This is a genomic window from Croceivirga sp. JEA036 (assembly GCF_011882165.1).
Classification (GTDB): domain Bacteria; phylum Bacteroidota; class Bacteroidia; order Flavobacteriales; family Flavobacteriaceae; genus Croceivirga.
In genome coordinates this window covers 320,468-346,662 of record NZ_JAATON010000003.1, presented here as the reverse complement: position 1 = coordinate 346,662, position 26,195 = coordinate 320,468, and the positions used below count along the sequence as shown (strand labels likewise).

19 protein-coding genes are annotated in these 26,195 nt (G+C 36.4%); 2 read left to right on the top strand and 17 right to left on the bottom strand.

The window, feature by feature from the left end; all coding sequences use genetic code 11:
• The 5 genes from HCO57_RS09965 to HCO57_RS09945 form a co-directional block, all read right to left on the bottom strand.
• Nucleotides 1-558 carry a DinB family protein gene (locus tag HCO57_RS09965; RefSeq protein WP_167988913.1) on the bottom strand — a complete coding sequence of 186 codons (558 nt, stop codon included), beginning with the start codon at nt 556-558 and terminating at the stop codon, nt 1-3.
• A 41-nt stretch (nt 559-599) separates the two neighbouring features.
• Nucleotides 600-977, bottom strand: coding sequence for an ester cyclase (locus tag HCO57_RS09960; protein ID WP_167988912.1), 378 nt, complete (start codon nt 975-977; stop codon nt 600-602).
• A complete protein-coding gene (locus HCO57_RS09955) occupies nt 974-2,608 on the bottom strand; it encodes a S8 family serine peptidase (RefSeq protein ID WP_167988911.1) in 1,635 nt (544 codons plus the stop codon). Before HCO57_RS09955 ends, HCO57_RS09960 begins: the two co-directional genes overlap by 4 nt.
• An 83-nt stretch (nt 2,609-2,691) precedes the next feature.
• The gene (locus HCO57_RS09950) at nt 2,692-3,171 is read right to left on the bottom strand and encodes a c-type cytochrome (protein ID WP_167988910.1); all 480 of its coding nucleotides are present in this window, start codon (nt 3,169-3,171) and stop codon (nt 2,692-2,694) included.
• Between the two features lie 61 nt (nt 3,172-3,232).
• A complete protein-coding gene (locus HCO57_RS09945; RefSeq protein ID WP_167988909.1) occupies nt 3,233-5,974 on the bottom strand; it encodes a carboxypeptidase-like regulatory domain-containing protein in 2,742 nt (913 codons plus the stop codon).
• A gap of 83 nt (nt 5,975-6,057) precedes the next feature.
• On the opposite strand from HCO57_RS09945, the gene HCO57_RS09940 reads away from it, so the two are divergent.
• A complete protein-coding gene (locus HCO57_RS09940; protein ID WP_167988908.1) occupies nt 6,058-7,095 on the top strand; it encodes an endonuclease/exonuclease/phosphatase family protein in 1,038 nt (345 codons plus the stop codon).
• An 18-nt stretch (nt 7,096-7,113) separates the two neighbouring features.
• On the opposite strand, the gene HCO57_RS09935 is transcribed toward HCO57_RS09940, so the two are convergent.
• The 8 genes from HCO57_RS09935 to uvrC all read right to left on the bottom strand — a co-directional run bounded on the left by HCO57_RS09935 (nt 7,114) and on the right by uvrC (nt 20,091).
• Nucleotides 7,114-7,548: a hypothetical protein gene (locus HCO57_RS09935; RefSeq protein WP_167988907.1), complete on the bottom strand. Its 435-nt coding sequence runs from the start codon at nt 7,546-7,548 to the stop codon at nt 7,114-7,116.
• 92 nt (nt 7,549-7,640) lie between these two features.
• On the bottom strand, nt 7,641-10,895 hold the full coding sequence (locus tag HCO57_RS09930) for a carboxypeptidase regulatory-like domain-containing protein (RefSeq protein ID WP_205729025.1): 3,255 nt from the start codon (nt 10,893-10,895) through the stop codon (nt 7,641-7,643).
• Between the two features lie 153 nt (nt 10,896-11,048).
• Entirely contained in the window at nt 11,049-12,686 is a 1,638-nt protein-coding gene (pgi, locus tag HCO57_RS09925; protein WP_167988906.1) for a glucose-6-phosphate isomerase, read from the bottom strand.
• Nucleotides 12,667-13,962 carry a peptidoglycan DD-metalloendopeptidase family protein gene (locus HCO57_RS09920; RefSeq protein ID WP_167988905.1) on the bottom strand — a complete coding sequence of 432 codons (1,296 nt, stop codon included), beginning with the start codon at nt 13,960-13,962 and terminating at the stop codon, nt 12,667-12,669. Before HCO57_RS09920 ends, pgi begins: the two co-directional genes overlap by 20 nt.
• Before the next feature lies 1 nt (nt 13,963).
• Entirely contained in the window at nt 13,964-14,932 is a 969-nt protein-coding gene (locus tag HCO57_RS09915) for a tryptophan 2,3-dioxygenase family protein (protein WP_167988904.1), read from the bottom strand.
• Between the two features lie 14 nt (nt 14,933-14,946).
• Entirely contained in the window at nt 14,947-15,723 is a 777-nt protein-coding gene (locus HCO57_RS09910) for a DUF3108 domain-containing protein (protein ID WP_167988903.1), read from the bottom strand.
• 316 nt (nt 15,724-16,039) lie between these two features.
• Nucleotides 16,040-18,295 carry a patatin-like phospholipase family protein gene (locus HCO57_RS09905; protein ID WP_167988902.1) on the bottom strand — a complete coding sequence of 752 codons (2,256 nt, stop codon included), beginning with the start codon at nt 18,293-18,295 and terminating at the stop codon, nt 16,040-16,042.
• 8 nt (nt 18,296-18,303) lie between these two features.
• Nucleotides 18,304-20,091 carry an excinuclease ABC subunit UvrC gene (gene uvrC / locus HCO57_RS09900; protein WP_167988901.1) on the bottom strand — a complete coding sequence of 596 codons (1,788 nt, stop codon included), beginning with the start codon at nt 20,089-20,091 and terminating at the stop codon, nt 18,304-18,306.
• Nucleotides 20,092-20,499: 408 nt separating this feature from the next.
• Between uvrC and HCO57_RS09895 the strand changes: the two genes are divergently transcribed.
• On the top strand, nt 20,500-21,060 hold the full coding sequence (locus HCO57_RS09895; RefSeq protein ID WP_167988900.1) for a 5-formyltetrahydrofolate cyclo-ligase: 561 nt from the start codon (nt 20,500-20,502) through the stop codon (nt 21,058-21,060).
• On the opposite strand, the gene HCO57_RS09890 is transcribed toward HCO57_RS09895, so the two are convergent.
• From HCO57_RS09890 to ileS, 4 genes are read right to left on the bottom strand one after another with little or no spacing between them, the layout of a single operon-like run.
• Nucleotides 21,057-21,701, bottom strand: coding sequence for a lipoprotein signal peptidase (locus tag HCO57_RS09890; RefSeq protein ID WP_167988899.1), 645 nt, complete (start codon nt 21,699-21,701; stop codon nt 21,057-21,059). The genes HCO57_RS09895 and HCO57_RS09890 overlap by 4 nt on opposite strands.
• A gap of 33 nt (nt 21,702-21,734) precedes the next feature.
• Entirely contained in the window at nt 21,735-22,355 is a 621-nt protein-coding gene (locus tag HCO57_RS09885) for a DUF4097 family beta strand repeat-containing protein (RefSeq protein ID WP_167988898.1), read from the bottom strand.
• Nucleotides 22,356-22,384: 29 nt separating this feature from the next.
• Nucleotides 22,385-22,768, bottom strand: coding sequence for a TraR/DksA family transcriptional regulator (locus HCO57_RS09880; RefSeq protein WP_136950466.1), 384 nt, complete (start codon nt 22,766-22,768; stop codon nt 22,385-22,387).
• Nucleotides 22,769-22,772: 4 nt separating this feature from the next.
• Nucleotides 22,773-26,180 (bottom strand): isoleucine--tRNA ligase, encoded by a 3,408-nt coding sequence (gene ileS / locus HCO57_RS09875; protein ID WP_167988897.1) that lies wholly within the window; start codon nt 26,178-26,180, stop codon nt 22,773-22,775.
• Nucleotides 26,181-26,195: the final 15 nt, after the last annotated feature.

Below are 26,195 nucleotides of genomic sequence, written 5' to 3'. Positions count from 1 at the left end.
TTACTCATTCAGTTTTCCCAGAAAAACATTGACTTTTGGGTTTATGGGATTGCCTGCAATTCTCCGTAACAAAACAATTTGTCCGGTGTGGTAAATAGCATCGGACAGTTGCCCGTTTACTAAATTCCAAAACGGAAAGGGAATAGTCTTTTCACCTCTTTTAAAAACAACATCAAAATTATTAAATGCTTTGTCACTTGCATTCTTATAAGCTTGGCTTGCTATTTTTAAATTGGTTAGGGTTTCTATTCTCAGTTGTTCCAGCGTGTAGTTAGCAGAAACTTGCGGCCGTACATTAGGCCGCTGTTCTACAGCATTACGGACGGCCTTAGACAGTTCTAAAATATGCTCAAGTGTTTGCAGGATATTGCGGGTATCATCTGCGGCAGAAAATACTAAGTCTTGTTGGGTTAAACCTTCTGTGGCCCAATAATATCTAAATCCTAATCCGTCTATAGTCCTAGAGACTATGGCTCCAGCGCTATAGTTTTCTTCTGCTTCTGGTACGGAAGCGTAGGGTAGTGGTTCTTGCGCCATAGTGGTGAATAATAGTAGCATAAATTTGGTAGTAAACAGAAGTTTTTTAACACGGTATCGCATCAGTACATGGTGTTAGGGTTGGCAGAAGTTTTAGGTATTTGTTGTATGGCATCCCAATGCTCAACAATTTTACCGTCATCATCAAACCTAAAAAAATCCATAGTAACATATTGGTCGTTACCGGGCCATTTTTGGTGCGTATGTAGAGCTACCAAATCGCCCTCCGCAATACACCTTACAAATTCAATGGATTTATTAGGATATTCTTGTTGCATTCTTTCAAAATAGGCTATAAATCCTGCTTTACCGTCTTCAACATCAGGGTTGTGTTGTATATAGGTTTTTCCAACATACAAATTAAAGGCCTCTTTAGGATTGCCCATGTATGCCGTTCTGTAAAAAGCAATAGCGTTGGCTTTGTTGTTTTCTAGATTCATAAGCTAGATTTATATAATTCTTCTGCCATCTTATAGGCGCTATAAGCATTGAGTACTTTTCCTGATCTTGTAATCTTGGAAAATGGAATACTATCTTTTGCATAGGTATTGACCACCATATCATAAGATGTTCCACTGTCCATAAGGATATGTTTTAAATCTTTTGCGGATAATTTTGGAAAATGCGATTTTAGCATGGCAGCCACTCCAGATGTTATGGCTGCAGAAACAGATGTCCCACCATTCCCTGGAAAGTATTTGGCCTCTCTCTTTGTGGTAGTAGTAATGTTTTCACCAGGTGCCAATAAATCCACGCTTTCAGCACCTATATTGGCCCATTCGGCGAATACTTGTTTTGGGTTCTCATTTGAAGCAGAAACGTGTAATACATTGTTTAAAGTTTTCCCTTTATCATTGTAATCTATGGGGTAATATTTTAATATGGTTTTTGAATCAACATCATCACCACTGTTCCCGGAGGCTATTACAACTAATACATCGTGTTGTTCGGCATATTCAAGAGCTTTATAATAATATTCTGGATGAACCGGAAGTCTTGACCCACTACTATAATTTATAACTTTGGCCCCATTGTCTACAGCGTATTTAACGGCAGCATAAAAGTCTTTTTCGGTTTCCCCTCCTTCTTCTGCCCAAATAGCCAAAGGCATGATTTTTATTTTATTTGATATCCCCCTAATACCCAGTCCATTGCCTCTCTCGGCTGCGATTATACCAGCCAACTGGGTGGCATGGTCTTCCTCATTGTTTGAATGAACCAAATTGCTACCATAGTTTAAATCACTAAGGTCATTTGCCTTTTCCTTAAGTTTTAACCGGTCGTTATAACCTATGGTATTTATTGTGGATTTCTTAATCCAATATAATCTTTCTTCCCGTTGTAATTCTTTGAATGAAACGCCATTTTTTAAAAACATCTTTAGATTAAGGAGAACCACTTCTTCTTCGCGATTATTGAAGGTTACGGTGTCTAGTTCTTCTTTGGTATATCCATCGATTAATGGGATTCTATCGGATAAGAGTGCTAATTGGTTTCTGTATATTTGATAAAAATCATCGCTTGTAGCATAGGAAATTTCTTCTTGTTCTTTTCTATTCTCGTGCTGTTCGACAGCAAACTGATACATCCGATAAAGTTCTTTGTCCTCAGGTTGTATTTGAGTTGAATCTATGCCACTAAAACGGCTCTGATAAGCATTTATAAATCTAGTGTCCGAATAGTTGGTGTATTTAATGGAGTTGTACCTATCAATCCCTAAGAAATTCCACCCATTAATATCGTCTATATAGCCATTGCCATCATCGTCCATACCGTTGTTTGGTATTTCATCTGAATTAATATGGATTTGGTTTTTGATATCCTCATGGAACAGGTCAATTTGACTATCTATTAGAGCTACCACAACCTCTTGTCCCTTATCCTCTAAGTCATATTCACTATAAAGTCGCTCCAAAGAAATGCCCGGAACAGAATCTTTATCTAAATCCTTAAGGTGCCAAGATATATCTTCTTCAATTCGTGCATTTACGTATTGCTTACTCTTTTCTTGTTTACAAGAGAATATAAAGAAGCTTAAGATTACTATAAAGGAAGATTGGTGTAGTTTCATAGAATATAAAAATAAAAAAGCTGTTACCTAATCCAATTTATAGATTGATAACAGCTTTTCAAAGAATTGGTTATTAGTATACTTTATAAGGTTCTAAGGTACTCCGCTATGTCTCTAGCTTCATCCTTAGATAGATTTTGATTTAGCATAATTGCATTATTATATTCTTTTAGCAATGCTTTTGCAATTGGATCTTCTTTTAGCATTCCATCAGGATTTAATATCATATTCATAACCCATTCTGGACTTCTACGCTCATAAACACCTTTCATGGCAGGGCCAATCATACGTTTGTCTACCATATGGCAAGCAACACACACAGAACTAAATGTTTGTTCGCCACGAGCAGCCATTTCTTGATTTATTTCATCAGCGAAGTCTACATTTTCGATAGGACCAACACCTTTGTTGTCTAAATCTACAGGTACCCCTCCAGTAGCTTCCTCTTTTTTGGTTTCGGTTTTAGCTCTAGTGACCTCAAAGCCATCTTCTTTTTTCTCTTTCTTGTCGCCACAGCTTGCTAAAAATGCACCCAAGGCCAAAAAAAGCATTAATTTTTTCATCGGTATTTATGTTTGTTTTTAGAAGTCTTAAATATAATTAAAAAATGATACTAGGCAGCAATTAATAGCTGAACGACAGATTAAGAAAATATGTGCGTCCAAATCCTTGCCAATATTTAGGAGCAAAAGAAGGATTGTCTCTTAAATTATCTTCTTGCAATTGCCTAAAATTTCCGTTTCTACTTTGTTCATAGCCACCAGTACTATAAGCAACATCAAATACATTATTGATACTTACAAATGCACTAATATACCAGTCTTTAATTAGCCAAGATTTACCCCCAATCAGGTTTAAGAGGTAAAATGAAGGTAAAGGTTGTTGTTTTAGTAAGGTTTGGACTTTTTCTGGTGTAGCATCTGCAAAGGGAAGAGTAGTATCTGGATTTAACAAAAAGCTCCGTGTTCTTAGTATGGTACTGGGCTGTATGTAGTTTTCACTTAGATAATTGGCGGAGGCACCAATCCACCAATACTTTGGGTCTCTATAATCTAAGCCAATAGATAGGGCTGTTTGTGGACCTTGTGCTAATCGTAACCCTTGCAATTGAGCTTTTCCTAAATCTAAATTACCTTCTAAATTAATAAGTTCTTCTTCTGCCCCAGCGGTATCAAAGTTTATGGTTACATTGGGGTTATTGGCAAAAGTGTAGTTGCCAAAGTTGGCGGCTGTTGTAAGTTTTACTTGTGGTGATAGTGTAAAGGTAAAACCTAGTTCTATCCCCTTGTGTAGTCTATCTAGTTGGGTTATTGTTTCCTGTACAAAGTCGGACCCCACACCTGCATCCACGTAAAAATAGTTTATATCTGTACCATTTTGAAATCGGGTATAATAGGTAGATAAGCGTCCCGTAACGTCGGGCAAACGTAGCTGATAATTTAGGTTGATGCTAGAAATTTTTTCACTAGTAATGTTGGGTACTATTAAGTGGTTTTCTCTTGGGTTGATATAGGTGTTTTGTAAGGTTGGGGGATTGGTTGACAACAATCCTTGTGCTTCTAGAAGATGTCTACCATTAATTTGATATGCCAATCCGCCTTTAAGACCATAAGTAGTAAAATTTACCTTTTTTCCATCGCCTTGAGAGTTGTTTAGATACCTTTCGTTTTTAAAAAAACCTGTCCGTTGGGAGGTCTTTTGCTCTAGCTTTCCAGATACAAAAGCTGACCATTTAGAAAAGGAATAAGATAGTTGCATAAAACCAGATAAGTTGTTTACCCTAGTTTTATAATGGTATCCAAAAACGGCATTTTCTTTTACTTCAGGTGTGCTTAGTGTGTTATTTGAAGTGTTAGAAAAAGGGTCTATATCTAAATGATAATCGGCACCAAGTAAATCTTTTAGCTGAGCATAATTTTGAAGTGAATGTTGAAAGAAATTGGCGCCAAAGTCCAATTTTAGTTGTGGAGCTAAAGTGATATTAGCGGTTGTGCTTATCCCAAGAATATTTTCGTCCTGTACATCATTCAAAAGTACGTATGCTGCCTTACCATTTTGATTACTGCTTTTATTTGCTAAATAAATTTGATTCCAGTTAAGTTGTGGCTGTGCTAAAAAACCACTTCTAGCTAAATCGGCATTACTAAAATCTGCACCAATACGGTTATTGATGTAAAAGCTTGGTAAATAGCGGTAGTAGGTAGGGTCAGGATTTGGAGCATTAAAATAAGCCAATCTACTACGCTTGTGGTACCCATTTTGGTAAAAAAAACCACTGGTAAGGGATACTTTCTTGCCGGAGTAAAAATGGTTAAGTTGTAAAAAAGGTTCAAAAATATCTCGTTCTCTAGAGTTTCTTATTTTACCGTTCTGCAATCCCCAATAAGGATTGTATGTTCTTGAGGTTAAGTTGGTTACTTCTGGGGTTAGTGCTGCACTTCTACCTCTTTTGTTTTTTGCTGCAATAAAAGTTGCTAAAAAGCTATGCTCAATATTTGGTTTGTATTCTAATGCTCCAAAAAATGAATATGCGTTGTACAAGGTGCCGTCTAGATAGCCTTCTTTAGCCCATCTTCCAGAACCCGAAAGTCCAAAAGAAAACTTATCATCAGAAAAACTACCTACATGGGTTGCCATTAATCTGCTACTGTAAGTACGATTAGAAAAAGAAGTGGTAACTCTAGAGCCTTGTCTTAACGCAGACGGTCTCGTGTTAATAGAGGTTGTCCCTAAGGGTCCCCCAAAAGTTAGATTATTTTGCGAAAGATTATTGGTATAGCTTTGATTTCTGGTAGCATCATTTAAGCCTCCCCAAGTATTCCATTGGGGCCTACCGTCAAAAGCACGGTTCATGGGCATACCGTTGAACAGTACCATACTTTGATTGCTATCATATCCTCTTACTCTAAAAAAAGCTTGGCCAAAATCGAATGCAGCGCGTCTTAAGAAAATATCCTTAGTGGCTTGGAGCAAACCTTGATTCGAATCTATTTGTTCCTCACCATTTTCTAGTTCACTATCGGTTAGGGATATTAAATTGGTTATAATTTCTACTTGTACATCTTTAAGAAGAAACAATGTTCCTAAATCTAATGGTTTTGTGCCAACGGTAATAGGTAAGCGTAATGGCTCATAACCATTTTTGCTTATACTTATGATGTAGCTTTCCATGGGAGGTATGGCCAAAGAGAATGCACCATTGACATCAGAATTAGTGCTCAACTCAGTGTTCTCAATACGTATTGACGCATTTGCAATGGGCAAGCTCTGCTGAGTAGCTGCTATTTTCCCATAGATTTTTTGTTCTTGGGTGTGGCCAAAATAACAACAAAACAAAAGAGCTAAAAGTACTCGTTGAACAGGCATGTATGGTTAGTGTGAAGAATAATGATACAAAATATTTTTAAATTATAATATTGATAATGCGACATTTAATGTAATTTGTGCATATGAGAATACTTTTTATTTTTCTTTTTTTGGGATGGTATACAGGCATAGGTCAGCAAAAAAAGAATTATAGGATACGTACGGTGGCATTTTATAACCTTGAGAATTTATTCGATGTTAAGAATGATAGTTTGGTGTATGATGATGATAGAACACCGGAGGGTAAATACCAATGGACAGAAGAGCGTTATCAAAGAAAATTAGAGAATATAGCTCAGGTAATTTCAGAAATTGGTAAAGACGTTTCTGGGAACTCACCAGATATCTTAGGTGTTTGCGAAGTTGAAACAAAACAAGTATTACAAGATTTACTGACTACACCATTATTACAGAGCAAAAACTATAAAGTAGTACATTTTGATTCTCCTGATGAGCGTGGTATTGATGTAGGCTTGCTGTACAAAGACTCATCCTTTTTACCAACAAGTTTTAAAAGCCATAGATTGCTTTTGTTTAATGCGGATGGCTATCGGGATTATACCAGAGACCAGTTAGTAGTAGGAGGACTTTTAGATGGGGAACAATTTTATTTTTTGGTAAATCATTGGCCGTCTAGGAGTGGTGGGGAGACTAGAAGTAGACCAAACCGAATAAAAGCTGCAGAACTCACCAAAAAGATAAAAGATAGTATTTGTCGTTTTGACGTTAATGCAAGAATTATAGTGATGGGCGATTTTAATGATGATCCAAGAGATGATAGTATCAAAAAAGTGCTGAGGTCCAAAGGTAAAGTCTCACAGTTAGATAGTCTTTCTATGTTTAATCCTATGGAAAGGATGTACAAAAGGGGTTTAGGAACCTTAGCCTATAGAGACCGCTGGAATCTATTTGACCAGATATTACTAACTCCTAATTTGGTGACAAAGAATACTAAATCTTACGCTTTTTGGAAAGCAGGTATATTCTCTCCGAGCTACTTACATACAAGCATAGGAAATTACAAAGGATATCCGTTTAGGACTTACGTGGGTACCACCTATTACGGAGGTTTTGCAGACCACTTTCCGGTCTATGCGTTTTTACTAAAAGAGGAAGAGTAAACGGACTAATCTTCTATTTTAAAACCACTGTCCCCAAGGAATTCTACTAAGTATAGCAAGTAGTCCTAAACCGTAAAAAATAGCTATACGCTTAAATTTTGTAGTAGAATCATCTGTCTTTTTGTGTTTAGACCAGCCTATGGTGATAAGAACAATGGCAATTATATTAATAAACGGATGCTCAACAGCAAGCAGTCTTGCAGCAGAATTTAAACCACCCATGCCTAGGGTTTGTACGGCCTTAAAACCATTGGCAGAAACAAAGTATAGGATTAGGCCAATCAACAACTGAATATGAGACATGATTAGTGCAAAAAGACTAATGCGAAGGTCTTTCTCAAAACGGAATTCTTTTTTACTAAACCAACCTATAAGAGCGTTAGCAACGGCTAAAATAAGAATGATTAATACTACGTAAGCTAAATAAGAATGAAGGTTCTTTACGATTTCCATGTTGTTAGTTTGTGGTGTAAAAGTAAACAATTTATGTCATAAAAAAACCCCTTGCGGCAGCAAGGGGTTTTTAAAATTATATGTGTTTAGGATTAGTTGAAAAGGTAACGAATACCAACTTGTAATCTCCAAGTATCTGATAAACTACTAGAAGGTCTATATGTTTCTGTAGGCAAATCAGAAGTTCCACTAACTGTATTTAATCTATAAACAGGTTCGTTATTTTCATTTCTACCTCTGTAGTTTAACAAATTATTCTGGAAAGTAAATTGAGGAACACCCCAATCAGAATTGAACATGTTACCTACATTTAAGAAGTCCATTGAAAGTTGAATCTTGTTCTTAGCATTTTCTGTTATATGAATGTCTTGTGTAATTCTCAAATCATAACGATTTATCCATGGTAACTTTGCCCCGTTTCTTTCTGCGACTTGACCTTTATTTTCACTTAGGTATTCATCTTGTGCTATATAGTTGTTTAAAGCATTTATTTGAGCTTGTTCAGTAATAAGATTACCTCCAGCAGTATATTCTTCAAAATTTAGTTCTGATGCTTCATTCGGAATATACATTAAGCGGTTAGAATTATCTCCAAAGTTGCCAGAGTACGTATAACTAAAACGGCCATTTTCACCCCCTTGCCAGAATAAAGCAATAGTAGTTTTATCTGTTTGATAATTTAAATTTGCTACGAATCTGTTAGGTTGATCAAAGGAAGCAAATCCTAAATCTGGATTATTTCTATCTTCTTTTACTGTGGCTGTCCACAGGGAACCTGCTTGAGACCCTCCAGATGCATCTAAATCTCTTGCTCTTGATGCAGTATACGCTATCATGGCGTAGAAACCGTTATCAAACTGTTTTTGCAATTGAGCTGTAAAAGAGTAGTAATCTGCTTTCTTCTCAGCATTAGTTAAGTAAAAAACATTTCTAAAATCTTCATCACTAGAATAACCACCATCCCAATATGGTCTCTGGTCCGGGCCAGATAAATTACCGTCCGCCTCTCTCAAAACTGGATTATAAACTATAGGTGTAGAGATATCTTTGGAATAGATAAAATCTAGAGTTCCTGTAATTCCCCAAGGTAGTTTGTGGTCAACTCCTATGTTAGTTCTCCAGACTTGTGGTAATTTAAATTCTCTATCAGTCAAATTTAGTTCATTAGAAAGAGTTTGACTAGGATTGGTAGGATTACCGAATGTTACGTCTGGGTTAAAAACATAATCTGGACCTAAAAATTCTTCAACTTCCTCACCTTCAAATCCTAGTCCGCCACGTACTACACCTGATCCATTAACTTGATTACTTAACCACACAAATGGGATACGTCCTGAGAAGATACCAGTACCTCCACGTAATTGGGTATTTCCATCACCGTTAACATCCCAATTAAATCCAACTCTTGGAGACCAAAGTGGACGAACTTTAGGAAATTGACTTACGTCAGGTGTAAACGTATTGCCTTCCCGATCGGTAAAAGTTTTGTTTAAATCATCCAATAACTCGTTTCTTGGAATATCTGTGGAATAAAATGGAAAGTCGATTCTTAAACCACCTGTTACCTTAAAATTGTCGTTTACCTGAAATTCATCTTGGAAATATACGCCAAATTGCCCAAAATTGGTTTCATCAACTGGTGGTGTCGTAGAGCCATCTAAAGCGAAACTTTTAGCGAATGCATCAGGATAAGCTCCTGGAGTTTGGTTAATTACAGTTTCTACAAAACTATCATAACTGGTAAATCTATAAAAGCCGTTAAAAACAGGATTAAATGCATTTTTAAAAGACATTAATTCCAAGTTAGCACCTATAGTATAGGTGTGTTTACCCTTATAGATTGAAAAATTATCAGTTATGTTGAAAACATTGTTTTCTAATAAATTACCTACTGTAAAAAGTTCATTTCCTAATGCAGTATAATATAGTAAATTTCCAGATGCATCGGGTTCTAATACTTCAATAAATGGAAAAGCTTGACCACCGGGTATTCCCCTTTTTGGGTCGGTAATGGAGGTGTAACCAATGTTTAGTTGGTTAGACATGTTATCTGATACTTTTGCGTTCCACTCACCAACTAATGATTCAACTAGACGGTCATTGGTGTAATTAGCATTCGCAAAAGTCATTGCCTCAATGTTAGATCGTCTGGTATTTCTGTAGCGAGTTGGTAAAAAACGGTTGGAATTACCATTGATACTAACATCAGAAGATGAATCGTATCTATTGTATCTCAACGAGAATTTATTATTCTGATTCATGTTAAAGTCTAGACGAGCATTAAATCTAGTCTGTTCAGAAGAGAAAGGGTAGTTTTCGTAAGGCCCAGTAGCGTAACCATATAAATTGAATAAACTTTCACTTACAAAATCTAATTCAGACGCAGGAACTCTCGATATAGTAAGTCCATCGGGACTTAATCCTGGTCTAGATGCTTGTCTGGTAAATCCTGGAACGGCTTCCGATTCCTCTTCATAGCTTACAAAGAAGAATAATTTATCTTTAAGTATCGGACCACCTAGGGACATACCTTTTATATCATTTTGGGCATCACCACGATTTAGTTCAATATTTCTTAACTTGTTTCCTTGCATTTGGTCATTTCTCAGAAAATAATACACGGAACCTTTAAATTGATTAGTACCGGACTTAGTAACGGCATTAACGGATGCACCAGTAAAACCTGCTAATCTAACATCGTAGGGCGCTAAATTAACCTGAACTTCTTCGATAGCATCTAATGAAATTGGATTTGATCCTGCAAATTGACCAGATCCTAGCCCAAAATTATTATTGTATATATTTCCATCAATTGTGTAATTATTAAAACGACTAGAGGTGCCCGCAAATGATGTTCCATTAGATTGAGGAGTTAACCTTGTAAAATCATTGATACTTCTGCTTATTGTCGGAAGAGCATCAATTTTTTCCCTTGAAAGGTTTACGGAAGGTCCAGTTCTATCTGGGTCAATAATTTCACCTTGTTGAGAAGTAATTACAACTTCTTCTAATTCTAAACCTTCTGATAAAGTTATTTTCAGATTAAAACTTTGGCCTAATCCTAAATTGATACCTTCGTATGAGCGTTCTTGAAAGCCTACATAAGAAGCTGTTACCTTATAAGGGCCTCCAACTCTAAGATTAGGAAGATAAAACCTACCTTCCTCATTAGTAATAGCCCCATAGACGGTGCCAGATGGTGTATGTGTAGCTACAATGTTAGCTCCAAAAAGGATTTCTCCAGATTGATCTGTAACTACTCCTTGCATGCTTGAGGTTGTCACCCCTTGCGCAAATGCAATAGTGGTCATAAAAATTGCCACTAATGCTAAGTAAATTCTTTTCATTTTACTGTGTTTAATTGTTCAATTAGCGTTGCAAAAGTCTGTCATTATGCTAAGACCAATGTTAAGAAATTATTAAGTTACGTAGGTGGTAAAAACAGCAAACCCCCTGAAATAGGGGGTTTAAGCTCATTTTTTAATGTTATGGTAGGCTAACTAATCCTTAAATTTTTGTAAAAGTGATAAAGTTGAGCTATCGTGGTTAGCAATTTGTGGATTTTCTATGTCGTTTAATATGGTTTTAGCAAGTTGCTTGCCTAATTCTACTCCCCATTGATCATAACTGAAAATATTCCAGACAACACCTTGCACAAAAATTCTATGCTCGTAAAGGGCTATCAATGCACCCAAACTTTTGGGTGTTAGTTGGTCAATTAATAGGGTGGTCGTAGGTTTATTACCATCAAATACCTTAAACGGTGCCAATTTATCTAGGTCTTTTTGCTGTAGCCCTTGGCTTTGCAATTCGGCAGTGACTTCTTCTAAGGTTTTACCATTCATTAAAGCTTCCGTCTGGGCAAAGAAGTTTGCCATTAACTTATTATGATGGTCTGTATTTCCGTACAAAGATTTTTTATAGCCAATAAAGTCTGCGGGAATCAACTTGGTTCCTTGGTGTATTAATTGAAAGAAAGCATGCTGAGAATTGGTGCCTGGCTCACCCCAAACAATATTTCCGGTTTGGTAGGGTATAGGTTCTCCATTACGGGCTACACTTTTACCATTACTCTCCATGATACCTTGTTGTAAATAGGCCGGGAAGCGATGCAAATACTGTGTATATGGAATTACTGCCTCTGTATCTGCTCCAAAGAAATTATTATACCATACGGTAAGTAAACCTAAAATTGTGGGTAGGTTTTCTTCTAAAGGGGCTTCTTTAAAATGGCTGTCCATTTCTTGAGCACCATCTAATAGTGCTTCAAAATGCTCATAACCTAATGCTAAAGCAATAGACAAACCTACGGCGCTCCACAAGGAAAAACGACCGCCTACCCAATCCCACATCGGAAACACATTTTCATCTGCTATACCAAAAGCATCAATCATTTTGGTATTGGTAGAAACAGCAGCAAAATGTAACGCTACGTCTGTCTGTGTTCCGTGCTTTAAAAACCATGCTTTGATGGTTTCTGCATTGCTTAGCGTTTCTTGGGTTGTAAAAGATTTAGACACTATGATAAACAAAGTAGTTTCTGGGTCTAATTCTTTCAACACTTCATTTACATGGTCACCGTCTACATTACTAACAAAATACGTTTTAAGGTGGTTTTTATAAAATTTTAATGCTTCTGTAACCATTACCGGTCCCAAATCGGAACCACCAATACCAATGTTAACAACGGTATTAAACGTTTTACCCGTATACCCTTTTTTCTCCCCAGAAATAACTGCTTCTGAAAATGCTTTTATTTGCTCTTTTACTTGGTAAACTTCTGGAATTACATTTTCTCCAGCTACCTTAGCTGTAGCATCTTTTTTGGCTCTAAGTGCAGTGTGCAATACGGCCCTACCCTCGGTTTCATTTATAATTTCACCACCAAAATAAGCGTCTATAGCCGCTTTAAGCTCTACTTCTTTTGCGAGCTGTAATAAAAGTTCTTTGGTTTTTGGTGTAATTCGGTTTTTAGAGTAGTCCACATAAAAATCTTGCCATTGCAAGGAAAGCTTGGTAGTCCTATCTGCATCTTCTGCAAACAAACTTTTTAAATGGATGTCTTTAATTTGGTGGTAATGTTCCCCTAACGCTTGCCATGCTTTTGTTTGCGTTGGGTCAATTTTGGGTAGTGCCATTAGTATCGTTAAAGGTTATTAATTCTTCTTGCTCCCCACTACCAGCTTCTAAACTGTCTAATTGTGCGCGTAGGGGTTTTATGTAATTAAAGTATTCTGTTTTTAAGGAATCTTTTAAGGCCTCTGCTGTAGGTAATTTTTCTCTAAGAGGATCTACTTGCTTTCCATTTTTCCAAAAACGGTAACATACGTGCGGGCCACCTGTGTTCCCAGTCATACCAACCCACCCAATAACATCGCCTTGTCTTACAAACTCGCCAGCTTTTACTTTTTGTGCTTTCATATGCAAATATTGCGTGCTATAAGTGCCATTGTGTTTTATCTTAACGTATTTTCCGTTGCCACCTCTTCTTCTAGATTCGGTAACCGTCCCGTCTGCGGTTGCAATAATTGGCGTGCCTATAGGAGCTGCATAATCCGTTCCTTTGTGTGGGCGAACTTTATAACCGTAATACGCAATTCTTCGTTTTAAATTGTATCTAGAAGATATACGATACCCAAATTTAATAGGTGCTTTTAAAAATGTGCTTCTTAGGTTGTTAGCATCTTGGTCGTAATAGTCTTCTATTTGCTTTAAGGAATCTGACACAAAAGGGAAGGCGTAGATTGGCCGGCCTTTGTGTTCAAAATAAGCAGCTTTAATAGGTCCACTACCGGCGTAGATTGTGTCGTTTATATAGCGCTCATCATAAATTAATTTAAACTTATCACCTTCATTAAGTCTAAAAAAGTCTATGGTCCATGCATACACTTCAGATAACTTAATAGTCATTACATAATCTACCCCCAGGCTATCCAAAGTCTGACTAAGACTACTTTTAATAGTGCCTGCAACTTGTTTTTCTATAAAACGGACCGGTTTTTTATCACGATAAGCAACTACAGAATCCCGCATATCTACTACGGTGTAATTTATTTTATCGTTCTGGTAAATAAAAATTTGTGCTTTAGCTACACTATCTTTAGATTTAAGAATTACGTAAGGTTTACCCACTTTAATTTTTCTAACATCAAAGGTGTCTCTAAATTTTTCAGAGATTGTAACAATTTTAGGATAGTCTACATGGTTTTTTAGCATTAGTTCGCCAAAGCTATCTCCGCTACGTACCGTATCGTGCACTACTTCATAGGCATCAAAGTCAAAACCGTATTGGGTATTAACAGGTTCTTCAATAGTCATTTCTGTAAGGTCTTCTGGTAGTTCTTCCTTTTTATCGTCCTTACAAGATGCCATCACAACCAGTGCGGCGAATAGTGTTCCCCAATATTTATACATACTATACCTCTGAATTTTGTGGGTTAAATTGGTGTTCTACCCACTCTTTGCCCCAGTTTTCCAATTCTTGATTGGAATACAAAGTTGGGAAAAATATTATTTTTTGAAAACTAGGGGGTAAAAACTCCTTCCAGTTAGTGCCGCCAGTAGCATCTATGGTAGCTTTGTCTTTAGCTAAATAGCGGTATGCAGAACCCATATGCATTAAAGGCCAATTTACATTGGCATTGACGTCTAATTTTTTTAATTCTGCAATTAAGGTTTTGTTTTCTTTAGCAGCTTTAGAAAGGTTAAGATACTTATGGTAAATGGTACGGTCTTGTACTTGTTTGGCTATGCGTACAAGTCTTGGAGTGTAACGATATTCAAATTGCTTTAATGTCAGCGTTTTATCGCCTGTCTGTTTATCCGTGGCTCCTTTTTTCCAATAAATATGTTCAAATAATTTTTCTATATCCGTCTCTTGTGTAAAATTGTTCCGTTCTGTTTGATGCACCAATAAATTCAACGATGTAGCATAAATTTCTATCATTCTATATTGCGCAGACTGAAATCCACTAGCGGGTAGCAATGCCATTCTGTAACGTAAAAATTGCTCTCTTTGCATGCCATTAATCATGATGCTAAAAGAAGATATCAGAGCTTTATAGTAATTGTTTATGCGCTGCGTACGTTCTATAAAAAAAGCAATTTCATTAGAACGGTCATCTACCAATTGCTTTTGCTCGTGTAATATTAATTTAAAATATAACTCGGTAATCTGGTGGTACATGATAAAAATTTCCTCATCAGGAAAATGAGTTCTAGGTACCTGCAGACTTAATAATGTGTCTAAATGTATGTAGTCCCAGTAAGTAAGGTAACGTTGGTATAAGAGACCGTCTAAATAGGAGCTAAGGTCTTGGCCAGAATCTTTAAATTTTTCTTCTAGTTTGTTTATTTGCGAAGCGATTTTTTCTTCGTTGTTCATTGGCAATTATACAATCAATCCATAATAATCTTGAACTGATTTCTTAAGCCATTGTATGCGTCTAAATCTGCTTTAAGGGAACCAACGGCCAAATCAGCTTTGATACGGACCGGAATCTTGTTTAGGTCATTGGTTACCCAAAGGGTAAGACTTTCTTGTTCCTTAAAAACACGACCGGACTGTACATAAGGTCTAAATTTAAGACATTCTACTTTTCCGAACTTGGTTTTTAAGATTTCCTTACCTAAATATTTTAATTTAAACTGAAAAACACCATCATCATCAAACAACATGTCCATATTTAACGTTTGTCCATCATCAAAGTGGTCAAAGTTGTATTTACTTCTTAGATAATAAGCAGCAGATAATAAATCCTGAATATCATTATGGATAGGTATATCTAGTTCTTTTTTGTTTTTGTGGTCTGTTAATATGGCATTTTTGGTACTATAATCAAAGGCTATTTCTATATCCTTAGTGTAGCCCCCCTCATCTATCTTTCTTATGAATTTGTAGGGTTTGCTATCTGTTTTGCCAAAGTAACTTTCATAGGTATCATCAACTTTAAAAAAGATGCTGGCAAAACCAGTTGTTTTTCCTTTCCCAACTACGTGGTATACAGGTTTACCATTTAACTCGTCAGATTTTAAATGCAGCGTAGCATAACTGGCATTTAGAAACCCATAATGTATCCGGAATTTTAACCATTCCCCAGTTTTAAAAGCAGGTGTTTGTTGTGCGTAGCTTAAGCTTACGGTACAAAGCAAAAGGTATAGGAGAATCTTTTTCATTATTGGAGCAGTTTGTATATTAAAATTATAAAAATCAGGGCTATCAATAACCGATTTACAATTAATTAAACAAAACTTATACCAAACTATTGCATAAAAAAAGCCCTAGTGTGTTCACTAGAGCTTTTTCTAAATAACCAACCAAACTTTAAATTATGAAAAACCAATACTTAAAGTTATAAGGGAACCACCCCTTATGCCAACAAAGATACGGCAGGTATTAGATTGCTTTTTAGCTTTTAACCAACTTTAACCAAAAGATTGAGAATTTTAGAAAGCTTTAGTGTTTTTTGTAAAAAGGTTGCTAAAAAATAGCCTAAAACCAATAGCCTATACTAAAAAATAGGGTGCCGTCATTCTGCTGTGGTGTCCATGAATAGAGTATTTGTGCTGGGCCTAAAAAGGATTCTAGACCATAACCAATACCAAAACCAGAATAGTCTGGTGCTGTAAACCAATCTCCAGTACGGTATAAATCGTCCGCTACGTTAGCAAAATTGGTCATAAATAGCAGGTGATTTTTTGGACTGAACTCATAATCTAAGCGAGCGCCTGCTTTTATAAAACTATTACCAATTAAACTCACATAATCATACCCTACAAAGGGAATTATATTATTAATGGGTTGGTTGCCATAGCCGCCCAAAATAAAATCAAAAGAAGATACGCCTGCCGTTCCTAGTTTAAAGCCAGCTTCGGATTCTAGTGTTAGCGATAGTTTAGGAAATAAGGGGAGTGCCATACCTAGCTTCCCTTTAGTAACAGAAAAGTCTTTAAAATTATTATTAAAATCACTAGAGTATATATAGTAGTGAAAGTCACCATCTAGGAATAAACCTCTCGTGGGAAAATATTTATCGTCATAGGTGTCAAAACGAAGTCTACCATAGGTGCTTATATAGTCACTCTTCTCAAAAAACACACGGTCTTGCATGGCGTTCTCTTCTACTTGATTGTTTGTAGGGGGCAGGTTGTTTAAAGTGGTGGTACTAAATTTTAAATGTTTATGCTCTAGACCCATCCTAAAAGCAAATTCTTCTCTGATGACGGTTTGAACATAGATTTGATTGGTTAAATCTGAAAAATCTAAACGTATTTCACTTAAATTTTGATTAGCTCCAAAGTCAAAATTTCTACGTATAATATCATAATTTACCTCTTCATCAAAACTGGCGAAGTTAGAGTTAATCCCAAAACTCCAATAAAATCCTTTGTCTAAATAATATTGAAAATTATAGCGTATGTGGTCTCCAACGATTAGGTCAAAAGAAGCGACGTCATCCTTTAAAAATAGTTTTTTACGTGTTAGGTTAATAAGCGCAGCACTTTTAAACAAATCATCATAATGCGCTCCCATTTTAATGTACATTCTTGTGGGGTCTTCTTTTAAAAAGAGTGTTAAGTCCGTCCCTAATCCGTTAGAAGTAAGTTTGTATCGTATAGCTTTAAAGTTATTAGTAGCAGCTAAATTTCCTATTCCTTGTTGTAGCTTGTCAAAGGTTATTTGATTACCTAAGGTAAATCTTAATTTTCCTTTGATGTAGCCTCTGGTATAAGCTTCATTACCTTTGATTATTAATCTGTTAATGGTAAGACTATCTTTTACGCTTTTGCTAACCTTGGTTTTAGTTGCTGTATTTTGTTGTTCAGCAATGGCTTTTAATTGATTTAATTGTGCTTTAGCGGCCACTTCTCCACGTTCAATAATTTTACCAGTTTTTTCAAAATCAATAACAGAAAATTCTTTGATGTTTGGTTTTAAGTATATGTCTGTTTTCTCTTTCTTTTTAATCATATCGTTTGCTGTACGATAGTTGTTGATTTGCATTAAGATGTCTGTTGCAGAAGAAAGTGATTCTCTCACGGCCAAATCATCCTGTACATCTATGCCAATAATAATATCGGCTCCTTTGGCTCTAATTTCATCAATAGGATAATTATTAACAACTCCACCATCTATTAGAATCTGATTATCAATTTCTGAAGGTTCAAAGAGAGATGGTAGTGTGCCACTGGCCATCATAGCTTCTGGCAAATAACCGCGGTCCATAAGTACAGCTTTCCCTGTTTCTATATTGGTGGCTATGCATAAAAAGGGGGTTGGGAGCTCATTAAAATTGTCGACATCTTTAACATGGTAGAGAAGTTTGACAAACTCGTTATAAATGTTTTGTCCGCCAGAAATACCTTCCGGAAAACTTACTTTAAAATTATCAAAAGGAAGGGTTAAGGTGTAGCGTTCGGCATCGTCCTTTTCATAAAAGGTTTTAGCGTCTCTTGGTAACTTATCTTGGATAAGTAGTGATAAGTTGGTGCTTTTAAAAATAGAGTCCAGTTCATAAGCAGTATAGCCAGCAGCATAAAGACCACCTATGATTGCTCCCATACTAGTGCCCCCAATATAATCTATTTCTATGCCGGCATCTTCTATCACTTTTAAGGCACCAATGTGTGCCATGCCTTTAGCTCCACCACCACTTAAGACTAGACCTACTTTCGGTCTTTTTTTATCTTGGGCATGTGTTAAAAAAAGGCTACAAAAAACGATAAGTATTACAATATGCTTTTTCATGGATTTGCCTAATGAAAATTCTCAAATACTTTTTTTGCTTTTGCCATGCCAATAGTGGCTGCTAAACTGTCTATACTTGCTTCTTTAATTCGTTTTACCGACTTAAACTTTTTCAGCAACTGTTCTGCCGTTTTGCCGCCGATTCCATCAATGCCCTCTAGTTCTGAGTTTATGGCTGCATTACTTCGTTTTTGGCGGTGAAAAGTAATGCCAAAACGGTGGGCTTCATTACGTAGTTGCTGTATAATTTTAAGGCTTTCAGATTTTTTATCTAAATACAATGGTATAGGGTCTTCTGGAAAATAGATTTCTTCTAGTCGCTTTGCGATACCAATAATGGCAATAGTGCCACGTAGGCCCAAAATATCCAAGCTTTTTAATGCTGAAGAAAGTTGGCCTTTACCGCCATCTATGACTATAAGTTGCGGCAGGGGTTCGTCTTCATTTAACAGACGTTTATACCTACGGAATACCACCTCTTCCATAGAAGCAAAATCGTCTGGACCATCTACTGTTTTAATATTGTAATGACGATACTCTTTTTTAGAGGGTTTACCGTCTTTAAAAACTACACAGGCCGCAACAGGATTAGTTCCTTGTATGTTAGAATTGTCAAAACACTCTATATGTCTGGGTTCTTCTGAAAGACGTAAATCTGCTTTCATCTGCGCCATTAAGCGTTTGGTGTGTCTATCGGGGTCTACAATTTTCATCTGTTTAAACTGTTCTTGTCTAAACGATTTTGCATTGTGTAGCGATAAGTCTAGCAGTCTTTTTTTATCGCCTAATTTGGGTACTGTTATTTTAGCGTATAATTCTAAATCTAAAGGAAACGGAAGATAAATTTGTGAAGAGGTAGAATTAAAGCGTTGCCTAATTTCTGTTATGGCCAATACCAACAACTCTTCGTCTGTTTCATCTAACTTCTTTTTAATCTCCATGGTATGGCTACGGGTTATGGAGCCATTGGTTATTTGTAAGTAATTAACGTAGCCATGAGTTTCATCAGAAAAAATAGTAAATACATCTACATTGCTAATTCTAGGATTAACAATGGTACTTTTGGCTTGGTAATTTTCTAAAACATCTATCTTTTCTTTTATCTGCTGGGCTTTTTCAAACTCCATTTCTGCAGCGTAGTTTTTCATCTGTTGTTTAAAATAAGCCAGACTACTTTTAAAATTCCCTTTAATAATCTGTCTAATATCATTTATTTGGCGGTCGTACTCGGCAAAGCTCTGTAAGTCTTCACATGGAGCTTTACAGTTGCCAAGATGAAATTCTAAACACTTTTTATACTTACCACTTTCTATTTTGTCTTTAGATAAATCGTAATTACAGGTGCGTAAGGGATATACACTTTTAATAAGTTCTAAAAGTGTCCTTACCGTTTTCATACTGGTGTAGGGGCCGAAGTATTCAGAACCATCTTTAATTAACCGTCTTGTGGGGAAGATTCTAGGGAAACGTTCGTTTTTAATGCAAATCCAAGGGTAAGTTTTATCATCCCTTAAGAGTACATTGTAGCGAGGTCTATTTTTTTTTATTAAACTATTCTCTAGTAGTAGAGCATCGTTCTCGGTAGCCACTACAATGTGTTTAATAGTGACAATTTTTTTAACTAGTACTCTGGTTTTTCCGGAGTCGTGGGTTTTAGTAAAATAGGAGCTGACTCTTTTTTTTAAATTTTTGGCTTTACCAACGTATAAAATCTTATCGTCTTTATCATAAAATTGATAAACGCCAGGGCTATTGGGTAAGGTACTTAATTGTATGTCTATAGAAAGGGGCTGCATTCAGCTTGCTAAATTAGGTTTACCAAGGTATAATTTACGCCCTTTTTAGTAAAGGTTAACAGAAAATATACAATAGTTCTTTTCTACAATTTTTTATGGACTCAATTGCTCAAATCATTGATTATAAAGCTTTAAAAAGTCTTAAAACACCACTTTTCATGTTAAAAAATCTGTAAAAACAGTGTATTTCATCGAGAAAACAGTGCAGTTCATAGGATTTTATATAAGAATTGTGTTATATTTAGGGAAACAAAAGTTTAATACATGGAAAATTATTTAATCGTTTTGGGCATGTATTTGATTTTGATGTTGTTTTTTAAGATTTATTTCGCAGTTGCGTCTAGAGAATAGGTTTTAAAAATCCCCCAGAATCAATCAACCCCCAATTGTTATTCTATAAAATTATAGATGACTAAAAAAGAACTAAGAGTAGATTATAAGCAGAAGAGGAACCTACTTACCGCTGATATAATCGAAGAAAAAAGTATTAAAATTGCCAATAGGATTCACAAACTGCCTATTTGGCAATTTTCTTTTTACCACCTTTTCCTTTCTATTGTTAAAAATAAAGAAGTAGATACAGAGCCTTTATTAACCTTGCTACAAGGCATGGATAAGCAAATTGTAGTATCTAAAACCGAGAAGAATAGAAGCTTAAAAAACTATTTGCTGCTAGATACTACTTCAATCCGCATTAGTAATTTAGGTATACCAGAACCTGTAGATGGTATAGAAGTACCCGAGGAAAAAATAGATGTTGTTTTTATACCGCTTTTAGCTTTTGATAGCAACGGAAATAGAGTGGGCTATGGAGGTGGGTATTATGATGTTTTTTTACAAAAGTGCCGAAAAGATGTATTAAAAGTTGGCATTTCCTTGTTTGAAGCATGCCCCACAATTACAGATATAGCAACTACAGATGTACCTTTAGATTATTGTGTTACACCATCCCAGGTATACCAATTCTAATTAGTTTCCTCTTTTTCCTCCTCTATTGGATTAGTAGCAAATGCCTTTTTATTAAAAAGTATTAGAATAGCTACGCCTATACTAATTGCGGTATCTGCGATGTTGAATATGGGTTCAAAAAAACGGAAACTTTTACCTCCTTTTCCGGGTACCCATTCTGGCCAAGTAGTATCTATCATAGGGAAGTATAGCATATCTACAACCTTTCCGTAAAACAATTTTCCATAAGGTTCTTCTGCAAATAGGGTAGCCACTTGGTGGTTGCTGTGGTCAAAAAGTAACCCGTAAAAAACAGAGTCTAAAATATTACCAAGAGCACCAGCAAAGATTAAAGAAACTGCAAGAATTAATACTTTGGGAGAATTTTTTTTAATAATATCAAAAAGCCAATACCCTATGCCTACTATTGCAAATAATCTAAAAACGGTCAGGAATAATTTTCCAGAAGCATCAGAGACTGGTAAAATATCACTTAGTTTGGTACCCCAAGCGGCACCTTCGTTTTCTATAAATAAAATTTTGAACCAATTAAAGACTTCCACAGACTCTCCAAGTACAAAATTGGTTTTTATGTAGATTTTACTGATTTGGTCTATCAGTAAAACAATAATAATAAGGATTATAGATTTCTTTAAACTCATTTCTCAAAAGAATCAGCCGCAAAAATAGCCATATTAATTGGTTCTATTCACCCAAATGTTACCTTCTACACTACTAAGCTCAAAAGTATGTTCGCCATCTGGTACTTTGTTGCGTGTTACGTGCCCATAATTACTTTTAGTGGTGACTATGCCATGAGCATTAGAAAGGAAAATATCACCTTTTTGGCTTTTAACTTTTACATCTTCCTCTACGTTGTTTAGATAGGTATCACCATCGTTCAGGGTAATCTGTAATTGTCTGTATTTCCCCGCCGCATGTACGTTGGTATAGGAACCATCTAAGCGTACCCAGCTGTATTCTGGCACTTCTATTTTTAGGGCGATGGAAATTACCTTATGGGCGCTAAGTTTATCGTTTGGGTTCACAAAATTGGGTAGAAAGTCTGCGCTAATAAGCAGGTTTTGACCATTTTCTTCTAGTTTAATGACTAAGTCTTGCGCATATTCCCCTTCCATGGCACCAGAAACTTTTAGCGTATTGCTTTTGCTAGTAACCAGGTCTATAGCAAAACAATTACTAGCATCTATGGTGATGTATTTTTGTTCTGTTGATGCAAAGGTTTTTTGTACCACCTTTTGGGCATTACTCCAAAAGAAAGCAATAAATAAGAATAAAAGAATACGGTATTTCATAATCAAAAAAACGCCCTAGGGCGTTTTTCTTATTTCTGCATGTTTTTGGCCTCTATACTCAAGGTAGCATGCGGCACCAATTTAAGACGCTCTTTATTAATAAGCTTACCCGTAACACGGCAAATTCCATACGTTTTATTTTCTATCCGTAGGATAGCGTTTTTTAAGTCGCGTATAAATTTTTCTTGTCTGATTGCCAGCTGTGTATTTGCCTCTTTGCTCATGGTTTCTGAACCCTCTTCAAATGCTTTAAAGGTAGGGGAGGTATCATCTGTACCGTTATTACCATCGTTCATGTAAGAGCTTTTCAACAAATCTAGGTGTTGCTTAGCTTTTTCTATTTTGGCTTCAATAATTTCTTTGAATTCGGCCAAATCTTTATCTGAGTATCTAACTTTTAAATCTTCTGCCATTTTTTTAATGTTTTTTGATAAACAATTTTGTTTTTACCTCATCAAAGGCAATTTCCGTGCCTTCTTCCAAATTATCCTCTAATACTAGATTTTCTGTTAAGGTCTCACTTTTAAGGTAATCTGCATTATTTGCTATTGCCTTTTCTACAAGACCATCTTTTAAAATCTTTAAATCAATTTTGTCGGTAACCTCAAAACCGGAATCTTTTCTTAGATTTTGAATTCTGTTTACTAATTCTCTTGCAATCCCTTCTTCCTTTAAAGCATCGTTAATAGTAACATCTAAAGCCACCGTAATTGAACCAGAACTTGCTACTAACCACCCTTCTATGTCTTGGGATGTAATCTCAACGTCAGAGAGCTGTAATTTAATATTTTTATTTGCTAAAGAAAGCGATATTTCGCCATCCTGCTCAATTTTTTGGATATTTTTTTGATCCATTTGCGCAACAGCCTGCGCTATATCCTTCATTTCTTTGCCATACTTTGGACCTAAAACCTTAAAGTTTGGTTTTATTTGTTTTACTAAAATGGCAGAAGCATCGTCCATTAAATCAATCTCTTTTACGTTAACTTCGGATTTTACCAAATCTGCAACGGCTTCTATCTCTGCTTTTTGTGTTTGATTAAGGATAGGAATCATTACTTTTTGCAATGGCTGTCTTACCTTAATTTTTTCTTTTTGTCTTATAGAAAGCACTAAGGAAGAAATCTTTTGCGCTGTATGCATTTTACTTTCTAAACTCTGATTTACCAATTCAGCATCGAATTCTGGGAAATCTGCTAGGTGTACGCTCTCAAAATTCTCTTTACCAGTAGCTGCATTTAAATCTCTATAAAGGTTATCCATAAAGAATGGCGCAATGGGTGCACCCAATTTAGCAACCGTTACTAAACACGTATATAGCGTTTGGTAAGCTGCAATTTTATCTTTTTGGTAATCTCCTTTCCAGAACCTTCTTCTCCCTAAACGTACATACCAATTACTTAGATTTTCTTGTACAAAATCAGAAATAGCTCTTGCGGCTTTTGTAGGTTCGTAAGCGGCGTATGCTTCGTCTACCTTTTGGATAACGGTATTAAGTTCTGAAAGTATCCACTGGTCTAATTCGGTTCTTTCATTTAGGGGAATTTCTGCTTCTTGATAGGTAAAACCATCAATATTAGCGTATAGCGAAAAGAACGAATACGTGTTGTACAGGGTGCCAAAAAATTTACGTTTAACCTCTGTTACACCATCAATATCAAACTTAAGATTATCCCACGGATTTGCATTGGCAATCATATACCAACGGGTGGCATCTGCACCATGTTCTGGCAAGGCCTTAAATGGGTCTACCGCATTCCCCAAGCGTTTAGACATTTTCTTGCCCTCTTTGTCTAAAACCAGTCCGTTAGAGACTACATTTTTATAGGCTACGGAATCAAAAACCATAGTGGCTATGGCGTGCAAGGTATAGAACCATCCTCTGGTTTGGTCTACCCCTTCTGCAATAAAATCTGCTGGGTAGCTAACACCATTATCTACTAGTTCTTTGTTCTCGAACGGGTAGTGCCATTGGGCGTAGGGCATAGAACCACTATCAAACCAAACATCGATTAAATCGCTCTCTCTACGCATGGGTTTGCCGCTTGGCGACACCAAAGTAATTTGGTCTACGACGCTTTTGTGTAAGTCTATTTTTTCATAGTTGGTGTCAGACATATCGCCAACCACAAAATCTTTAAATACATCTTCCGCCAGAACACCAGCTTCTACAGCTTTTGCCATTTCTTCTTTTAGCTCTGCAACCGAACCAATTATTATTTCTTCTTGGCCATCTTCTGTTCTCCAGATAGGTAAAGGAATACCCCAATATCTAGACCTAGACAAGTTCCAATCATTAGCATTAGCAAGCCAGTTGCCAAACCTACCTTCTCCTGTAGCTTTTGGTTTCCAATTAATGGTCTGGTTGAGCGCAAACATGCGGTCTTTTACATCCGTAACTTTTATAAACCAAGAATCTAGTGGGTAATATAAAATAGGCTTATCCGTACGCCAGCAGTTAGGATAACTGTGTACATACTTTTCTACCTTAAAAGCTTTGTTTTCGGTCTTTAGTTTTATGGCGATTTCTACGTCTATAGACTTATCTGGAGCCTCACCATCCGCATAGTACTCGTTTTTAACATACTTGCCGCCAAACTCCTTAAGCTCTGGCCTAAATTTACCTTGCAGGTCTACCAACGGAACAGGATTGTTGTTCTCATCTAATACCAACATGGGCGGTATGGGCGGATTGGCTTGTTTGGCCACAAAGGCATCGTCCGCACCAAAAGTAGGCGCAGTATGTACAATACCCGTACCATCTTCCGTAGTTACAAAATCGCCCCCAATAACCCTAAAAGCATTTTCTGCATTTTCGTACGGTAATACGTAATCTATCAGTTGCTCGTATTTAGATTCGATTAAATCGGCTCCTTTTACTTCTGCCAATACCTGATAAGGAATTTTTTTGTCTTCTGGTTTAAAGTTGGCAAAATCCTCACTGGATTCTGCTGCAAAGAATTTGCCAGAAAACTGCTTGTTTACTAGGGCTTTGGCTAATACTACCTGTATAGGCTCAAAAGTATATAGATTAAAAGTCTTAACTAATACGTACTCTATTTTTGGTCCTACAGTTAATGCTGTGTTAGAAGGTAGTGTCCAAGGAGTAGTGGTCCAAGCAAGAAAATGTATATCTCCGTCAAAAGCTTGCAAGGCCTGCGGCAAACTTCCTTTTAGCGCTTTAAACTGAGCTGTTACCGTAGTATCCGTTACATCTTGGTAGGTTCCTGGTTGGTTTAGCTCATGAGAACTAAGACCGGTACCTGCCTTTGGTGAGTACGGTTGTATGGTATACCCTTTATAGATTAAGCCTTTATCATAAATCTGTTTTAGCAACCACCAAACAGATTCCATGTATTTAGATTTGTAGGTAATGTATGGGTCGTCCATATCTACCCAATACCCTACCATTTCTGTCATTTCGTTCCAGACATCTGTATAACGCATTACCGCTTTTTTACAAGCTTCGTTATATTCTTCTATGGTAATTTTTTTGCCAATATCTTCTTTGGTGATGCCCAGCTCTTTTTCTACTCCAAGTTCTACCGGTAGGCCGTGGGTATCCCATCCTGCCTTACGTTTAACTTGAAAGCCTTTCATGGTTTTATAACGCGGAAAAATATCTTTAATGGTTCTGGCCATTACGTGGTGAATCCCCGGCATACCGTTGGCAGATGGCGGTCCTTCAAAAAACACGTAACTCTCTTTTCCTTCTCTGGAAGTTATACTCTTTTCAAAGATTTTCTCGTCCTTCCAAAACTTTAAAACTTCTGTTGCCGTCTTTGGTAGGTCTAAACCTTTATATTCTCTAAACTTCTTCTCCATGGGCCTAATAAAATA